13 protein-coding genes are annotated in these 17,012 nt (G+C 64.7%); 2 read left to right on the top strand and 11 right to left on the bottom strand.

Annotated features, from left to right (window positions below; genetic code table 11):
* Positions 1-18 precede the first annotated feature (18 nt).
* Positions 19-1,179: an HD domain-containing protein gene (locus NTZ26_06100; GenBank protein MCX6560072.1), complete on the top strand. Its 1,161-nt coding sequence runs from the start codon at positions 19-21 to the stop codon at positions 1,177-1,179.
* Positions 1,180-1,360: 181 nt separating this feature from the next.
* Here the strand turns inward: NTZ26_06100 and miaB are convergent, their stop codons facing one another.
* From miaB to NTZ26_06055, 9 genes are read right to left on the bottom strand one after another with little or no spacing between them, the layout of a single operon-like run.
* Positions 1,361-2,692 (bottom strand): tRNA (N6-isopentenyl adenosine(37)-C2)-methylthiotransferase MiaB, encoded by a 1,332-nt coding sequence (miaB, locus tag NTZ26_06095; protein ID MCX6560071.1) that lies wholly within the window; start codon positions 2,690-2,692, stop codon positions 1,361-1,363.
* Between the two features lie 54 nt (positions 2,693-2,746).
* Positions 2,747-3,190, bottom strand: coding sequence for a C-GCAxxG-C-C family protein (locus tag NTZ26_06090; GenBank protein ID MCX6560070.1), 444 nt, complete (start codon positions 3,188-3,190; stop codon positions 2,747-2,749).
* Between the two features lie 23 nt (positions 3,191-3,213).
* Complete coding sequence (recN, locus tag NTZ26_06085; protein MCX6560069.1) at positions 3,214-4,887, bottom strand: DNA repair protein RecN; 1,674 nt, start codon at positions 4,885-4,887, stop codon at positions 3,214-3,216.
* A 6-nt stretch (positions 4,888-4,893) separates the two neighbouring features.
* Entirely contained in the window at positions 4,894-6,228 is a 1,335-nt protein-coding gene (locus NTZ26_06080) for a S8 family serine peptidase (protein ID MCX6560068.1), read from the bottom strand.
* A 12-nt stretch (positions 6,229-6,240) separates the two neighbouring features.
* Complete coding sequence (locus NTZ26_06075; protein MCX6560067.1) at positions 6,241-7,035, bottom strand: hypothetical protein; 795 nt, start codon at positions 7,033-7,035, stop codon at positions 6,241-6,243.
* Between the two features lie 9 nt (positions 7,036-7,044).
* Positions 7,045-7,869, bottom strand: coding sequence for an outer membrane protein assembly factor BamD (gene bamD / locus NTZ26_06070; protein MCX6560066.1), 825 nt, complete (start codon positions 7,867-7,869; stop codon positions 7,045-7,047).
* Positions 7,866-8,849 carry an NAD-dependent epimerase/dehydratase family protein gene (locus NTZ26_06065; protein MCX6560065.1) on the bottom strand — a complete coding sequence of 328 codons (984 nt, stop codon included), beginning with the start codon at positions 8,847-8,849 and terminating at the stop codon, positions 7,866-7,868. The genes bamD and NTZ26_06065 overlap by 4 nt, the downstream gene beginning before the upstream one ends.
* Positions 8,846-9,514 carry a ribulose-phosphate 3-epimerase gene (gene rpe, locus NTZ26_06060; protein ID MCX6560064.1) on the bottom strand — a complete coding sequence of 223 codons (669 nt, stop codon included), beginning with the start codon at positions 9,512-9,514 and terminating at the stop codon, positions 8,846-8,848. The genes NTZ26_06065 and rpe overlap by 4 nt, the downstream gene beginning before the upstream one ends.
* 1 nt (position 9,515) lies before the next feature.
* Positions 9,516-10,232: a PASTA domain-containing protein gene (locus NTZ26_06055; GenBank protein MCX6560063.1), complete on the bottom strand. Its 717-nt coding sequence runs from the start codon at positions 10,230-10,232 to the stop codon at positions 9,516-9,518.
* 323 nt (positions 10,233-10,555) lie between these two features.
* Here NTZ26_06055 and NTZ26_06050 point away from each other — a divergent pair, with 323 nt between their 5' ends.
* On the top strand, positions 10,556-11,596 hold the full coding sequence (locus tag NTZ26_06050) for an aminotransferase class I/II-fold pyridoxal phosphate-dependent enzyme (GenBank protein ID MCX6560062.1): 1,041 nt from the start codon (positions 10,556-10,558) through the stop codon (positions 11,594-11,596).
* Positions 11,597-11,628: 32 nt separating this feature from the next.
* Here NTZ26_06050 and NTZ26_06045 read toward each other — a convergent pair whose 3' ends face one another.
* Positions 11,629-13,647 carry a heterodisulfide reductase-related iron-sulfur binding cluster gene (locus tag NTZ26_06045; GenBank protein ID MCX6560061.1) on the bottom strand — a complete coding sequence of 673 codons (2,019 nt, stop codon included), beginning with the start codon at positions 13,645-13,647 and terminating at the stop codon, positions 11,629-11,631.
* A gap of 15 nt (positions 13,648-13,662) precedes the next feature.
* Complete coding sequence (locus NTZ26_06040) at positions 13,663-16,518, bottom strand: carboxypeptidase-like regulatory domain-containing protein (GenBank protein ID MCX6560060.1); 2,856 nt, start codon at positions 16,516-16,518, stop codon at positions 13,663-13,665.
* Positions 16,519-17,012 lie beyond the last annotated feature (494 nt).

The raw sequence follows: 17,012 nt of genomic DNA, 5'->3' as shown, positions 1-17,012 counted from the left end.
AACGGAGGCGACGAGCTGATGACGGAATTCGATGTTCAAGAGGGATTTTTGCGGGCCGCTTATCCTCTGACGTCGGCGATCTCCAATATGCGCTATTACGGCTGTGATCACCCCTATGTCGTGGACTATGTCCAATCGGCCTTTGGGGAGCTGACGAGCCTGTTGGGGACAATCAAGTCCATAACGGTTTTCCTGGTCGGCGATCGCCTCATCGTCGAGGATCGGCCTCTGGCGGAAACCAGGCTCTTTATAAAAAAATTCATCTCTATTTTAAAGGAAAACGAAATCGAGCGTCTCACCTTTGCGGCCGGCATCACCAAGCTCGAACTGATGAGCTTCATAGCCGGCCTGGCGGCCAAAGGCGGCACCCCGCTCCGATCCTCCACCGGCATCCGGCTCGGCAAAGTGGAACTCCGGATGGGGGAGGAGACCTGGCCATTGGAAGCCTGCTCTATTCCAGCCGGGGAGCGGCCGACGACGGACGTCAGCCTGATCGGCGGCGATCAGGAATTCGACCGGATCAAAGAGCTATACCAACTGGCTGAGCGGAACAAACGTGTCGACATGCACAACGCCGAAGAGATCGTCAAACGGTTCATCGGCATACTGGGTTTGGACGCCGATCCGATCGGCCTGCTGGCTTCGGTCAAGGAGGTCCACGAATACACCTTCACCCATGCCGTGAATGTCGGAATTCTAACCATCGGACAGGCCCGTATTCTCGGCTTTTCCTCCGCGTCCGTCCGCGAGATCGGGATCGCGGCCTTGCTCCACGACATGGGCAAGATATTCATCCCCCCCGAGATCCTGGGCAAGCCGGGCCGGTTGACGCCGCAGGAACGCGTCGTCATTGAAAAGCATACCCTGAAAGGCGGCCGGTATCTGATGACCCAGGAGGGCGTTCCCAAGCTGGCCGCGCTGGTGGCTCTCGAACATCACCGCAAATTCGACGGGACCGGATACCCCTACTTCGGCCCGGGGTGGAAGCCCCACATCGTCGGACAAATGGTCGCCATCGCCGATGTGTTCGACGCCTTGCGCAGCCGCCGCGCCTATAGTGAACCGAAATCGATGGAAGCGATTCTTGAAATCCTGCGCCAGGAACGGGGGATCGCCTTCCACCCTCGACTCCTCGACAATTTTCTGGGGCTGTTGGCGGGCCATAAGCCGCCGATGTAGGCTTCGGCCGGCGACGGCTCATTCCCGCGCTGCCGGATCCGTGGCCCGGGTCATGAGCTTAGCTCCCTCAGGCCAGAGCTTGATGATGCACCCGCGGGCCAGTTCGTACTCGGCGCCGCAGCTTTGGCCCAGCGAAAAACTATGTTCGGAAGCAAAAAATATCGTTTTCAAACGGCCGAGGCTAGCTGGGGAGGGAGGCAGGAGCCCCGCGCAGGCTATACGGGCCGGCGCCGATGATCTCAAGGTCCAGGAAGCGGCCGGTGACGTCGCCCTCGGCCCGGAAATTGACGACTTGGCCGCCTTCCGTGCGGCCGGAAAAGGCCGTGGCGTCTTTCTTGCCCGGTCCCAAAGCCAGTACTTTCAGGGTCCGGCCGATGAGGCTGCGGTGAAATTCCGTTTGCAGCCTCTTCTGGAGGGTTTGGACCTCGATCAGTCGGCGGCGCTTGACCTCTAAGGGAACATCGTCGGGGCCGCGGGCCGCCGCCGTCCCCGGCCGGGGCGAGTAGCGGAAGGAGAAGATGGAGGTGAATCGAATCTCCTCCAGAATCGCCAGGGTTTCGAGAAACTCCTCCTCGGTCTCGCCCGGAAAGCCGACGATGATGTCCGTGCTCAGGCAAAGGCCGGGCAGGCGCTCGCGCAGGCGGGCGACGAGCCCAAGGTAATCAGCCCGCGAATAGCCCCTGTTCATGCGGGCCAGGACCGAGCTCGATCCGGATTGGATCGGCAGGTGGAGCTGGCGGCAGATGCGGGGGGAGGCGGCCATGGCTTCGATGATCGAAGGGCCGAAACTCCGGGGATGCGAGGTCAGGAAGCGGATCCACTCCGGCCCCGGGATTCGCTCCATCTCCGCCAGCAGGCGGGCGAAGTCGGCCCGGCCGTCCGGGTCGCGGTAGGAGTTGACGTTCTGGCCGAGGAATTGAATTTCCCGGTAGCCGCGCCGGGCCAGGTCCTCGACTTCGGCCCGGATGGACTCCAGGGGACGGAATTTTTCCCGCCCCCGAGCCATGGGCACGATGCAGTAGGAGCAGAAGTTGTCGCAGCCCTCCATGATCGTGACGAAGGCGCTGATCGGGCTTTGGCGGGCCAAGAGACGGGGAGGCGCCTCCTGCCACGCGGCGACCTGTTCGGCGGCGACGACGGGGCCCGCGTCGGTCCGAGCCAGGATCTCGGGGAGCTTCAGGTATTCGTCGGGACCGATCACGAAGTCGACTCCCAACCGGCGGGATAGAATTCGATCGCCCTCGATTTGGGCGATGCAGCCGGCGACGCCGATAAGGAGGGGCCGGCGGGCCTTCATCTGGGCCAAACGGCCGAGGTAGGAGTACATCTTCTCCTCGGATTTGGCCCGGACGGCGCAACTGTTGATGATCAGGATGTCGGCGTCTTCTGCGCGCCCGGCCGGCCGGGCGCCCTCGGCCGCGAGGACGCCGGCGATCTTTTCGGAGTCGTTCTCGTTCATCTGGCAGCCGAAGGTCCGGATGAAAAAGAGGCGGCCGACGAGATCGTTGGACATGGCGGCGCCCATTATACACCAGCCGGGAAGGGGCGCGGGGAGGCGCCGGGCCTTCTAGAGCAGCTCGTCGACGAGCTCGGCGGCCGTCCGGACGTAGCCCGCGCAAAGCGTGCGAAAGAGCCCCCGGTCGCGGGCCTCGGCCATGCCTTCGGGGGTGGCCAGGTCCACACCGATGAGGGTCGGGCACTTGAGCGAGCCGTGGAGCTCTTTGAAGCGGTCGGCCAGCCGCCGCATGCGCTCGTAGGTCCGGTCGCGGGCGGCCAGGTCGTCGGCCCGGGTCCTGCCATGCTTGAGGGAGAGGGCCATGAAGGCCCCGGTCACGGCGCCGCAAGCCTCCCCGAGGTGGGCCATGCCGCCGCCGAAGGCCTGGCTGAGCCGCAGGGCCGTCTCGCGTTCCAGGCCGAGGTCCTCGGCAAAAGCGAGGAAGACGGCCTGGGAACAGCTGAATCCTTCCTCGAAGACGGCCGCGGCCTTGGCTACGCGCGGATTTTCGGCCATGAGAGTCTCCTTGTCCGGCCGGATCATTCCCGGCCGTCGGGACGCAGCATCTCGCGGGCGCTGGCCCGAGCCGCGTCTGTGATCCGGCTTCCGGTCATGAGCCGGGCGATCTCCTCTACCCGCTCTTCGCCCAGGAGGGCGCGGACGGTGGTGAAGGTGCGATCCTTCTCGATCCGTTTATCGATCCGGAAATGATAGTCGGCGTGGGAGGCGATCTGGGGCAGGTGGGTGATGCAGATGACCTGATGGGTTCGGGCCAGGCGGCGCAGCTTCTGGGCCACGAAGTCGGCCGTGCGGCCGCCGATGCCGGCGTCGATCTCGTCGAAGATCAGGGTCGGCGCCCCTTCCCGGGCCCGGCCGGCCGATTTGAGGGCCAGCATGATTCGGGAGAGTTCGCCGCCCGAGGCGATCCGACGCAGGGGTTTGAGGTCTTCGCCCGGGTTGGGGCTGATCAGGAATTCGACCTCGTCCCAGCCGGAATCCCGAACGGCGTCGGCGCTCTCCAACGGGACCGGCTGCGGGGAGACGCGGACCTCGAAGCGGGCTTTTTTCATCCCGAGCATCCCGATCTCCCGCTCGATGGCGCCCCCGAGCTCCGCGGCCGCAGCCCGCCTCCGGTCCGACAGCCGGGCGGCTTTCTCGGCGAAAGCGGCGTGGAGCCGAGCGATCTCCTCGTCGGCCGCCGCCAGCCGGTCCTGGATCCGGACCAGATCGTCGCGCTCGGCGACCAGCTCGTCCAGCCGGACGCGGACCTCCTCCAATTGGCCCCCGTACTTTCTTTTCAGGCTTTCGATCCGGCTGAGGCGTTCCTCGATTGTCTCGAGCCGCTCGGGCGCGACATCCTGGCCGTCCTTGTAGCGCATCAGAAAATCGGCGGCCTCGCGGGCGGCGATGACGGCCGGGCCCAGCGCCTCCCGGTAGTCGGCGAAGGCGGCGTCGAAGCCGACGAGCTCGTCCAGCACGGCCTGCAGCTTCACGGCCAGCTCGGATAGGGAAGGCTCCCCGGAGTAGGCCAGGCCGAGAGCCTTGTCGAGGAGGCCGCCGATCTTCTCGGCGTTGCGCAGGCGATGGCGCTCGGCCCGCAGCTCGTCTTCCTCGCCCGGCCGCAGAGCGGCTTTCTCGAGCTCCTGGATCTGGTATTCCAAATAGTCCAGCCGCTGCCGCCGGTCGCGCTCCTTGGCCCGCCATTCGAGCCGCTTCTGCCATTGCGCCCGCAGCTCGCCGGCCAGGCCGGCCGTCTCGGTCCGCAAGGCCAGGGTGCCGGCCTGCTGGTCCAGGTAATCGAGATGGCTGTCCAGCCGGAGCAGGAAGATGTGGTCGTTCTGGCCGTAGACGTCGATCAGGCCCGAGACGAGGTCGCGCAGCCGCTTGAGGGGCACGAGGACGCCGTCGCAATAGGCCTTGGCCGCGCCCTCCTCGGCTACGATCCGCTGCACGCTCATCTCCTCGGCTTCGAGAATCGGAGGCGCGGCCGGGGCGGTGGGCGGGCGGGTCAGGAGGGCTTCCACGACGGCCTCGCGGCAGCCCGTCCGGATGAGATCCGCGGAGGCCTTTTCGCCCCCGATGAGCCGGAGGCTGTCGATGAGGATGGACTTGCCGGCTCCCGTTTCGCCGGTCAGGACGGAAAATCCCGGCCCGAACCGGATCTCCAGATCCTCGATCGTGGCGAGGTTCCGGACGCGCAGGTGACGGATCATGCCGGCTTATTTCTTCTGGAGGATGAGGGGGACGAGGGCCTTTTCCATGTTGATGCGGCCGTAGCCGAGAAATTCGTCCTTGCCGGCGTAGCCGGCGGCGTTGACGTCGTCGGCCGAGTACCGCATGATGGCCATGATCTGGGCCGGCGTCAAGCCGGGTTTGAGGCCCTTGATCAGGGCGGCCAGGCCGGAGACGTGCGGCGCGGCCATCGAGGTGCCGTCGGCGTATCCATAGGGAAGCGTCGCCGGACCGAAAAACCAGGTGGGCACGGTGGACAGGATCTGGACGCCGGGGGCCGCGGCGTCGATCTCGGCGCCGATGTTGGAGAACGAGGCCCGGACGTCGTTGTAATCGGTGGCGGCTACGGCGAAGACGTAGTTGTCGTAGGCGGCCGGATAATATACGGGCCCGGCCGAGTTGCCGGCTGCGGCGATGATGACGACACCCTTGTCGTAGGCGTAGCGCAGGGCGCTGCGCAGGGTCTCGTCGCCGGTCGGCGAGCCCAGGCTGAGGTTGATGACGGAGGCGCCGTTGTCGGCCGCATAGATGATACCCTGGGCGACCTTGTCGGTCGTCCCTGTGCCGGTTTTGTCCAGTACCTTGACGGGCAGGATCCGGCAGTTCCAGGCGACGCCGGCGATACCCTCGCTATTGTCCGTTCCGGCCGCGATGATGCCGGCCACCAATGTCCCATGGACATAATCGTCGGTGGCGTCGTGATCGTTGTTGACGAAGTCATAGCCGCTGTTCTTGATCTTGTCGACGAGGTCGGGATGCGTCAGATCCACGCCGGAGTCGACGACGGCCACGGTCACCGTCTCGCTCCCGATCGTCTCCTCCCAGGCGGCCGGGCCCTTGATGTCGGCGCTGGCCTTGCCCGTCGGGCTGCCGGGGACGCTGCCGATCTGCTGGCCCGTGTTCGAGAGGGCGTACTGGTACTTGAACAAAGGATCGTTCGGGGTCAGCGTCGCGCGCAGATAATGGTTGGGGTGGGCATACTCGACGTCGGGGTTGCGCGCTAGGGCGTCGATCATCTCCTCGACCGTCGTCCCCTCGGGCGTTTGAATCGTGTAGACATCGAGCCTGTCCACCCGGGCGACAATGCGGGAGCCGTAAGCGGCTAGGGTGGCGGCCTTCAGGATCTGCGGAATCGAGCGCCTGAACTTAACCAGGACTTGGTCGGGGGCGTAAGCGGGCAGCCCGGAAGCGTCGCCGAGGAAGGACGCACCGGCGGAGGCGACATCGCGCGGAACGGCCGGCGTCGTTTGGAAGGCCATGGCGGCGGCGGCCGTGGCGACGGCGGCCAGGATGAGAATTGCTTGGCGCAGGTGGGGGGTCATGGTTCATCCTCCTTAGAAGGCCAACCCGGCGCGTACCGTGCCGCCGTAGTCAAGGCCAAGGCCGCCGCCGATTTTCTGGAAGGGGATAAGCGTCGCGCCGATCTTGATCCGGAAGGCGGTCGAAGGTTCATAAATGGTTCCGAAGCTCACCGCGAAGGCGCCGGCGCCGGCGACCTTCTTCTCTTCCGTCCCCTCCAGGTCTTCGATCGTCTCGGTCATGGTCATCTTGCCCCAGAGCCGGTCGTAGGCGACGCCGAGGAATGGCGAGAAGAGCTCGAAGCCGCGGTAAATCAGCACCGGGCCGACTTCCACCCGCATCCAGTTCCCCTTGAGGTCGGCTTGGCCCTCGACCGCCAGGCCCGTGATGGGATAAGAGGCGGCCTGCCCCAGATAGGCGCTGAACCGGGCCTCGGCGTCCATCTCCCAGAATCCGGAGACGAAAAGCCGCTTGCGCACCTCGGCCCCGACGATGAGGCCGCCGATCGAGCCGGCCTGATTATCGATTGAGAAGGGCAGGTTCCGGAAGACCAGGCCGTTCCAGTTGGACAGGCTGTAGCCGCCGATGAGGCCGATATCGAAGCCTGGGGTGATCTCGAAATCCAGTCCGACGAAGGCCTGCGGGCTGAGGAGACGCGAAGAGCGGGTGCCGTCGTCCCAGGTCAGCGTCCGCGAGAACAGTTCGAAATGGAAGGCGGGCTTCAAGTGCAAGCCGGAGGTCCCCGCGTCGGTCTGAGCGGCCGGGGATGCGCTGCCCGCGATCGCGATGAGCAGCAGGGCCGGAATCGCCAGAAGACGATGTGCGCGCATGGGTCCTCCTTATTTCTTGACCGGGGGCTTAGCCGGAGGCGGAACGGGCGGCTTGGCTGTTTTCGCCTCGGCCAGGAGCTTCTGACCCTTGACGGCCAGCTTGCTCTTGGGATAGTCCGTCACCAGCTTGGTCAGGTAAGGCACGGCCTGATCGGCCTTGTTCCATCCGACGTAGCAGAGCCCCAGATAGTAGTAGACCTGTTCCATGCCCGAGAACGACGGGTAGCTCGTCAGGATCTCGATCAGTCGGTCGACCGCCGCGGCGTAGGCTTTGGTGCGGACATAGTGCTCGGCGATCAAGACCGCGTGCTGGGCCAGGCGTTCCTCGCAGTTGAGGATGCCTTGGCGGGCCGTCTTGGCCTCTTCGCTCAACGGATAGATGCTCAAGACCTTCTTGAATTCGGCCAAGGCCTGCAGGGTTTTCTGCTGGTCGCGTCCCGGTTTCAGGGCTTTGTTGAAAAAGCTCAGGGCGATCCTGTATTGGGCGAAGGAGGCGGAGGGGCTGTAGGGGAAGAGGCGGATGAACTCGGCGTATTCGGCCGCGGCCAGGATCAGATTGCCCTCGTCGTTCTCCCGGAAATAGGTGTCGGCGACGGCCAGCTTGGCCCGCTGGGCATAGAAGCTCTTGGGGAACGAGTCGATGACTTGGCGCATGTAAAGCCGGGCCCGCTCGGGATCCTTCTTCAGGTATTGTTCCCCTTCTTTGTAGAGGGCTTCGTCCGAGGCCGCTTGGCCGGCGCCGGGGACGACGACCGCTTTGGCCTTCTTGCCGCAGTCGGCCGCGGCGACGATAAGACAGACGAGGGCCAGTCCCGTGATGATCTTTTGGTTCATGAAATCGTTCCTTTGACCGCTTCTTGGCCGGAGGCCGGGAGGGGGTAGAGTTGTTGGATGTAATCCCATTCTGCGGCCAGCCCGTCGGCCAGCCCGGTCCGGGGCGCGAAGCCGAGCTCCCGCTCGGCCTTTGAAATGTCGGCGAAGGTGTGCAGGACATCGCCTTTTTGGGGAGCCACGCGGCGCAAGCGGGGAGGGCGCCCGCAGACTGAAGCCAACACCTTGAAAATCCGGTCCAAACGTTCGCGATGGCCGCCGCCGACGTTGTAAACCTGGCCGGGTCGGCCGCGCTCCAGGGCCGCCAGGTTGGCCGAGACGATATCGTCGATGTAGGTGAAATCGCGGGTCTGCTTGCCGTCGCCGTAGACCGTGATCGCCGCGCCTGCGTGGATGGCTTTGAGAAACTTGTGGAAGGCCATGTCGGGGCGCTGGCCGGGGCCGTAGACGGTAAAGAACCGCAGCGAAACCGCGGGCACGCCGTAGTTTTGGAAGTAGAGGAAGGCCAGGTTCTCGGCCGCCAGCTTGCTGACGCCGTAGGGCGAGAGCGGATGCAGGGGGCTCGTCTCTTTGAAAGGCATGTCGGGCGTCAGGCCATAGACGGAGGATGAGGAGGCGTAGACGAAGCGGCGCAGAGGCAGGCCTTTAGCCGCCTCGAGCAACCGCTGGGTGGCCCGGATGTTCTGGCGGATGTAGACATCGAACTGTTCGCCCCAGGAATCCCGCACTCCGGCCTGGGCGGCCAGGTGGTAGACGGCGTCGGCGCCGCGCAGGAGAGGGCGCAGGGGCAGCTCGTTGAGGTCGGCGTTCAGCCAACGGAATTTCTTGTGGCCGAGGAGCGGCGCGAGGTTCCGGCGCTTGATCCGTTCGGCGTAGAAATCGGTCAAGCAGTCGATGCCGGTGACCCGGCAGCCGTTTTCGAGCAGTCGCAGCGAGAGACGCGATCCGATGAATCCGGCCGCCCCCGTGACGACGATGTTCATGCGCTCTCCGCCCGGGCGGCCAGGTTTTTCAACCTTGCGGCCGCCCGCGCCGGGTCGGGGTCGTTGAACACGGCGTTGCCGGCGACGATGATCTGGGCGCCGTCGCGGACCAGCCCGGCCACGTTGTCGTCGTTGACCCCGCCGTCGATCTCGACCAGGGCCGGGAGGCTGGCTTCCCGCAGCGTCCGCCGCAAATCGCGGATCCGTTGGCGCGAGCCCGGGATGAATCGCTGGCTGCCCCGGCCCGGATTGACGCACATGATCAGAACGAAGTCGAGGTCGGGCAGGATGTCCTGCAGAGCGGCCAGCGGTGTCGCGGGATTGAGCGCGGCGCCGGCTTTGCGGCCCGCGGTCAGGATGGCGTCGATGTCGCGATGGAGGTGGGGGGTCGCCTCGACGTGGATCGAGATCCAATCGGCCCCCGCGTCAAGGAACCACGGCACGACCTCACGCGGCGTATCGACCATGAGATGGACGTCCAGCGGCAGCCGGGTCGCCTTCTTGAGGCGGGCGACTAGGCCGGGCCCGAAGGTCAGGCCGGGGACGAAATGCCCGTCCATGATGTCGACATGGAGCAGATCCGCGCCTCCGGCTTCGGCCGCGGCCGCGGCCTCGGCCAGGCGGGTGAAGTCCGCCGACAGCAGGGAGGGGGCGAGGAGGGCCATCTTACTTGCTGACCTCAAGGGCGACCTGGTTGCGTTTCTGGACCTTGTAGCCGTGGACGGGGAATTGCTTGATGATGATGCCGGGCTCGAGCCCCGGGTAGAACGAAGGGTGGATCTCGGCCACTTTGAAGTCCAACGCCCGCAGCTGGCGAAGGACGAAGTTGGCGTCCTTCTCGATCAGATCGGGCATGATGAAACGGTCCTCCCAGGCGCCCTGGCTGACCAGGAAGTTCACGGCCGAGCTGCGGCCCACCGTGGCTTCCGGGGGCGGATACTGGGCGATGATGCGCCCGGCGGCGTATTGGGCCGAATGGATCTGCGAAACGCGGCCGCGCAGAAGCTTGGCGTTCTTCAAAGATTGGGCGGCCCACTCCAGGCTCCGGCCTTCGAGCTTGGGGACGGCGACTTTTTCACTGCCCTCGCTGAGGGTGACCTTGACCGTCCGGTGCGATTTGATCCGGGATTGGGGCGGCGGGTCCTGGGCGACCACGCGGCCCCGCTCATAGCGGCCGTCGAACTGGTAGCCCTGAACCGTCAGGGAGGTCTTGCGGCGGGCGGATTCCGTCCGGGCTTCATTGAGAGTGCGGCCGACGAGGTTGGGCACGGTGACTAGTTCCCCTTGCAGCAAGAGGCGCGAGGTGCCGACCGCCGCGGCGAAGAAAAGGACAAGATAGATCAGGATGCTGAGAAGGTAGTCGTTCGGTGTCTTTTTCGTCATCGGCGAGTCGTTCCGGTCGAACGATTCATCTATACCATATTACCCTAACGCTGGCAATCGGGCCGGGGTTGCAGAAAAGCCCAAATGAAACGATTGCTCCGGTGCGAATATCAACCATCTTGTTTGGATTATAAACGATACGATGGAAGGCAAACGGCAAAGGCTCCTTGGAGGGGGAGCTCCGGACGGAAAGCCAGGCGATAACGCGCGGTCTAACGATTTTGTATTCGGATGATACGATGGAAGGCAAGCGATGAAGGCTACCTTGGAGGGGGGGAATCCGGGGAGTATAATATCGCCCGATTCCCCCGAGGAGAGACGCCATGACGATTTCCGACTTCCGCAGCGACACCGTGACCAAGCCCACTCCGGCCATGCGCCGGGCCATGGCCGAGGCCGAGGTCGGCGACGACGTCATCGGCGTCGATCCGACGGTCCGGCGCCTGGAGGCCCTGGCGGCCGAGACCATGGGTAAAGAGGCCGGCCTGTTCTGCCCGTCGGGCACGATGGGCAACGCCATCGCGGTTAAGGCCTGGACGCAGGAACTGCAGGAAGTCATCGTCGAGGCCAAGTCCCATATCTACAACCTCGAGTCGACCCAGATGACATTCATCTCCCGGGTGACGCCGCGCCCGCTCCCCTCCCGGCGCGGCGCCATGGATCCGGCCGAGGTGGAACGAGCGGTCCGGAAGCCCAACGTCCACACGCCGCAGACGAGCCTGATCTGCGCCGAAAACACCCACAACAACTGGGGCGGCGCGGTTCTGCCGCTGGACAACTTGAAGGGCCTGCGGGCGGTTGCCGACCGGCACGGCCTGAAGCTGCACATCGACGGGGCCCGGATCTTCAACGCCAGCGCCGCCTCCGGCGTCCCCGTCCTCGACTATGCCCGGCAGGCCGATTCGGTCATGTTCTGCCTATCCAAGGGACTTTCGGCTCCGATCGGATCGATGCTGGTCGGGCCTCGGGATTTTATTGATTACGGCCGCCGGTTGCGCAAGGTGTTGGGCGGCGGGATGCGGCAGGTGGGGGTGATCGCCGCGGCCGGATTGCTGGCCATGACCGAGATGGTCGGGCGTCTGGCCGAAGACCATGTCCGGGCCCGCCGGCTGGCCGAGGCCATCGCGTTTTTGCCGGGCATCGCCATCGATCCGGCCGAAGTGGAGACCAACATCATCATCTTCGGGTTCGAGCATCCCCGGCTGAACGTTCCGGGCCTGCTCGGGGATTTGGAGCGGCGGGGCATCTGGGCCTTGGCGGCGCCGGGCGGCGCCGGCATCCGGATGGTCACCCACAAGGACGTCGACGACGGGGACGTGGATCGGGCTATCGCCGCGTTCCGCGAAATCCTAGCCCATCGCTAAGGCGAGGGGGGACTAGCGAAACGCCTGTTTTCCTAGCTCGTCGCTTCGTCCAGAAGCTGGGCGATGTCCTTGACCTCGATCCCTTCGCGGTTCTGCTCCTTCAGGGCGTCTCCCAGCATGGTTTGGCAGAACGGACAGGCCGTGGCGACCGTCCCGGCGCCGGATCGGGCGATCTCATCGGCCCGCAAGTGGCTGATCCGGCGGCCGAGAGTCTCCTCGGTCCACATCAGCCCTCCCCCGGCGCCGCAGCAAAAGCTATGTTCTTTGTTATTTTCCAGCTCGCGGAGCGTTCCCCCGGCCAGCCGGCCGAGAAGGGCCCGGGGCTCCTCGATAACCCCGTTGTGCCGGCCCAGGTAGCAGGGATCGTGGTAAGTCCAGGCGGAAGTCCCCGCGGCCGGCCGGGGCGTGAGACGGCCTTCCTCCACCAGCCGTCGTAGGAAATCGGCATGATGGACGACGGTCAGTCCCCGCAGCCGCTCCTTGGCCTCGGCCGACAGGTCGGACATCCGGTCGATCAGCTTGGGGTATTCATTTTTCAAAGCGTTATAGCCGTGCGGGCAGGCGGTGATGATCTTGCGGACTCCGCGGGCGGCCAGGACGGCCAAATTCTCCTGGGCCAGCGTTTGGAACAGATATTCCTGGCCCAGCCGACGAGCCGAATCGCCGCAGCACTTTTCTTCGGCGCCCAGGATCGAGAAGTCGATGCCCGCTTTTTTCAACAGCCGGGCCAGGGACGCGGCGATGGCCGTACCCTTCTCGTCGTAGGAGCCGGCGCAGCCCACCCAGAAGAGATATTCGGCCCCGGGATGCTCGGCGGCCGTCGGGACGCCCAGGACCGCCGCCCAATCGCCCCGCTTGGCGAAGCCGATGCCCCAGGGGTTGCCGTTGGTCTCCAGGTTGCGGAAGAATCCGTTCAGCTCGGCCGGGAAGGCGCTCTCCATGAGGACCCGGCTCCGTCTCGCGCCGACGATCTTCGGGATATGCTCGATCTCGACCGGGCAGACGTGCATGCAGGCGCCGCAGGTCGTGCAGGTCCAGATCTCGCCTTCCGAATGGACCTCTGGCACGAGCGGCGGGAGCGCCTCGCGCTTCCCGGATCGCAGGGCCGCGGCATGGGCCAGCAGGTGCTTTTCCTGGTTGAGGATGATCATCTTCGGCGACAGCGGCTTGCCGCTGGCAAAGGCCGGGCAGGCGTCCTGGCAGCGGCCGCACTCCATGCAGGCCAGGGCGTCCAGATTGTCCTTCCAAGTCCAGTCGGCGGCCTTCTCCAAGCCGAAAACCTCGCTGTTCTCTAGATCCAGCGGCTCGAGCGAGCGGCCGGCCTCCGGCTTGCCGAAGACGAGGTTGAGCGGGCCCGTGAACATGTGCAAGTACTTGGAATGGGGGACATAGGCGATGAACCCGAAGACGGTCAGAATGTGGGCCCACCAGCCGACCTTGACTTGGGCCGCGATCGCCGCGGTACTCAGGCCCGACGAGGCGATGCCGCGGGCCAGCCGGATGCCCAGAAAGGACCAGCGGACGGCGTCAGGCTGGGCGGCCAGGGTGAAGGCCTCGAAATAGAAGTAGGTCAATGTGACCAGGATCAAAGAAGCGTAGATGACGGCCGAGTCGCCCCGGGTCGTGGCATAAGCGGGCGGCCGGATGAGAAAGCGCCGGACGATGAAATAGGCGACGCCGACGAGAACCAGGATGCCGAAGAGGTCGACGGCGAACGAGAACAGCAGCCCGAGGCGGGAGGCGCCGAAGAGAAAGAAGCCGTCGAAGAAGCCCTCCAAGGCATGGTTGACGGTCATGGTGTCGAAGGTCAGGGCACCATAGAAGATGAGGACATGCATCAGGCCGGTGAAGAGCCGCTCGTCTTTGAGCGTGCAGCGCTGGAGAAGGATCTTGCCCAGGGCCCGCCCGATCCGGCCGGCGATCCGGTCGAAGCGGTTCTCGGGCCGCCCGGCCCGGACGATCCGGTACCGGCGCAGGATCGGGGCCCCGAAGGCTGCGAGGGTAGCGGCGATGACCAAAAGGAAGATGATCTTTTCGGGCGTCGAGAGCATCGGCCCTCCTTAGAATTAGAACGAGAACTGGATGCCGGCCCGGATCACCCGCGGAGACTGGATCTCCGAGGCGAAGCGCAGCGGGAAGGATGGGCTCGTCCATTCGTTTTCCTCGGTGGCCAGGCTCTGGTTAAAGAGGTTGAAGGCGTCGACGAGGAAGCGCAGGACGCCGTTCCGTCCCACGATCACGGACTTCTCCAGCCGCAGGTCCACGGTCATGTTGAATTCGTATCTGGCCACGCCGCGGGGGTGGGCCTGCACGTACAGCAGGCCTTGAGATAAGCCTTCCACGATGATCTTGCGGGCGAAGGGCTGGCCGTCATAGTACTTGGCCACCAGCCCGATGCGTGTCCCGAAGGGGAGCGGAGCGCTGAAGCCCAGCCGGATCGTGTAGGCCCGGTCGAAGCGCATCCGGCCGCGGGCGTTGATGGCGGCATTGGGGTCGTCGTAGAGCGAACCGATCATGCCGTCGTCATTCTCGAGCTCGGTGTTGCCGGGATCGGTCGTGCCGACGATCTCCATGGCTGTCATCGAGAGGTAGAACAGGAAGCGTTCGTCCCAGGCCTTGATCAGGGTCAAGTCCAGCCCCCGGTAGGTCGAGGTGCGGGTCTGCAGATCCGGGTTGGTCAAGACGAAGAAATCCTGTCCGAGGGCCGAGGTGCGCCGATCGAACACGGTGAAGGTCAAATCGTCGGCATCGCCGGGGATCCGGTTGTCGCCGAAGTCGGAGATCGTCAGGGAGCTATAGTCGCCCGCCGTGACACCTGTGTTGATCGTCTCCAGCAGGCGGTTGGTCCGCCGCAGGAAGCCGCTTAAAGTGAATCGCCAGCCTTTGTCGAAATTCTGGACGAAGGTCAGGGCGAATTCGTCGAGGCGCGGGCGAAGGAGGTCGGGGTCGATGGAGGAATAAGCCGGGCCCTCCCGCCGCAGCAGGGCGCCCCGTTCGGATTCTTGGTAGAGGCCGTCTCCGTTTGGATCGGTCCAGGCATAGACCAGGGCCCCGGGCGCGCCCGGATCGCCCCAGAGCAGCGTGTTCAGTGGAAGCTGGAGATCATAACGGGCCAAGGCGATCTTGAACGTCGAGGTCTTGCGAAGGGAGAGCGGGATGGTCAGCTCGGCCCGGGGCGAGACGGACATCCAGTGGACCGACGCGGTCCGGTTGCCGGCCGAAAGGACGGAGGCGTTGAGGCCGATTCGGAGAGTGATCAGCCCGGAGAGGGTGATCGCGTCCTGAAGGAAGACGTTGGCTTCCAATGAGGAGAGCCGCGAATCGAACGGACCCGACGACACCGCGACCTCGGCCGCCCGGGGGCCGTAATACCGAAGAACCGTGTTCCGGGGGACGGTCGTGGTCAGGGAGGCGGACGACGAGCGAATCTGAGCCCCGTATTCAACCCGATGATCGGTGTCGCCGAGACCGGGAAAGAGCGATGCCCCCTCGTAGGATAGGACGAGCTTCTGACGAAGCCCGTCTTGCAGAGACGCGGGAGCGCGGCCCGCCGCCCGGGTGAAAATGTCCAGCCAGGGCTGTCCGCCGGCTTCGGCCTGAAGCCCGTCGGTGGTCTTGGAGACCGCCCAGCTCAGCCCTAAACGACTGTGGTGGAGGCCTTCGGGGCGCGTTTCGTAGATCGCCTGCAGGATGCCGGAGAGGACCTTGCGCCGGGAGGTGGCTTCCCAGGCCACATCCCGATCCGAGCCGTAGGAATCATAGGCGGCGGATTGCCCGACCCAGACAAACTTGAGGACGTTGCCGGCCGCCGGGATGGCCGCAGTGAACAATCCCGACAGCAGGGACGACCGGTCCTCGGGCGAAAATCCGGCCGCGTTGCGTCCGATGGAGCGCTCCGACCAGGCCGTGAAGAAGGTCGCCCCGCGGCTTGAGAGAGGCCCCGAAAGCTGGAAATCGTATTCGCTGGCCCGGCTGAAGGTGTTGGTTTCGAACAGGTTTTCGCTTTGAAGGGCGGGGGTGATGTTGTCGGCGCTCAGCGATTTGTCGGTGTAGAAGGCGCGGAAAGCGGCATGGAATTCGGCGGTTCCCGCGCGCGGCGTCAGAGACAGCTGACCGCCCGGCGTCGTCGCCTGAACGGGCAGGATGGCGTTGTCGTGTCCGATCGAAGCCAGGCTGAAGACGTCGGGAAGCCAGAGGGCCCGGCCGCCTTCATAGGGATCGCTGACATCCATGCCGTTGAGGAGGACGACGTTTTGCGTCCAGGAGACGCCGCCCCGGGCACCATAGACGAACGGCATCGTCGCCCAGAGTCCGCCTACATCGATCCGGTTCGTGGTGGCCGAGAGGTCCTGGTTCTCCAGGAGGGATCCAAGCGAGTTCCCGGAGGGAAGGAGGTCGATCTGATCGGCGGTGATCGTCGTTTGGGCGCCGACGGCCGAGAAATCGACGGCTTTGGCGGCGGCGCTCTCCAAAGCTCCCCTGGCATCTGGCGCCAGGACGAATTCGATATCGATGTCCGACGCGTCCGTGACCATCAGTCCGCGCTTCTCGGCCGCCCCGGCGCCATCTTTCCAGGCCCTGGCCGAATAGAGCCCGGGGGCGATCGACATGAAGCCGAAATAGCCGTTTTTGTCGGATATCGTCTCCGATCCCGAACCGCCGGTGCCCGGCAACAACGAAACGAAAGCCTTCGGGAGAGGACGGTTTCGGGCGTCCAGGACGCGACCCCAGATCTTTCCTGAGGCTGCGGAAGCGGGCGAAGGCGCCAGAAAAAGGATGGCCGCAAAACAAGAGAGCAGGAACAAGCGACGAGAGGAGCGGCGAAGTGTCTTCAGAATTCTCTCCGGAGGAAAAATTCGCCATATTGTCCAATTGTCGACCTCACCTGTCAAGAAGGGCTCCGGGCATAGGGGGCAAAACACGCTCACGCCCCCAGCGAGGGCGTTCGCTCCGGCCGGCTCGGTCGCTCCCTATCCTCATCGGGCTTAGCGTTCGCCCGATGAGGACAGGACCGTGCCCGCTCCCTCGCCGATGGGTTTTGCCCCCTACGCCCCTCGCCCTGGTTTTAAAGACTGCGATTTTCTGAACGATAAAAACAAGTCAAACGATAAAGGCATCCTTGAGGGGGAGGCAGCCCTTGGCGTTGGAGGGGGAACCTGGCAAAGGTTCCCCCTCCAAGGGAGTCAGTTGGAGCGGGGAACCCGCTAAAGGTTCCCTCTCCAATGGAATCCCCCCTACGCTCCTCGCCCTGGTTTTAAGATTGCGATTTTCTGAACGATAAAATACAAGTCAAACGATAAAGGCATCCTTGAGAGGGAGGCAGCCCTTGGCGTTGGAGGGGGAACCTGTCAAAGGTTCCCCCGCCAAGGGAGTCAGTTGGAGCGGGGAACCCGCTAAAGGTTCCCTCTCCAATGGA

This window comes from Candidatus Aminicenantes bacterium (assembly GCA_026393855.1).
GTDB lineage: Bacteria > Acidobacteriota > Aminicenantia > Aminicenantales > UBA4085 > UBA4085.
The sequence above is the reverse complement of the archived record's forward strand: the minus strand, read 5'-3'. Positions and strand labels throughout refer to the sequence as shown.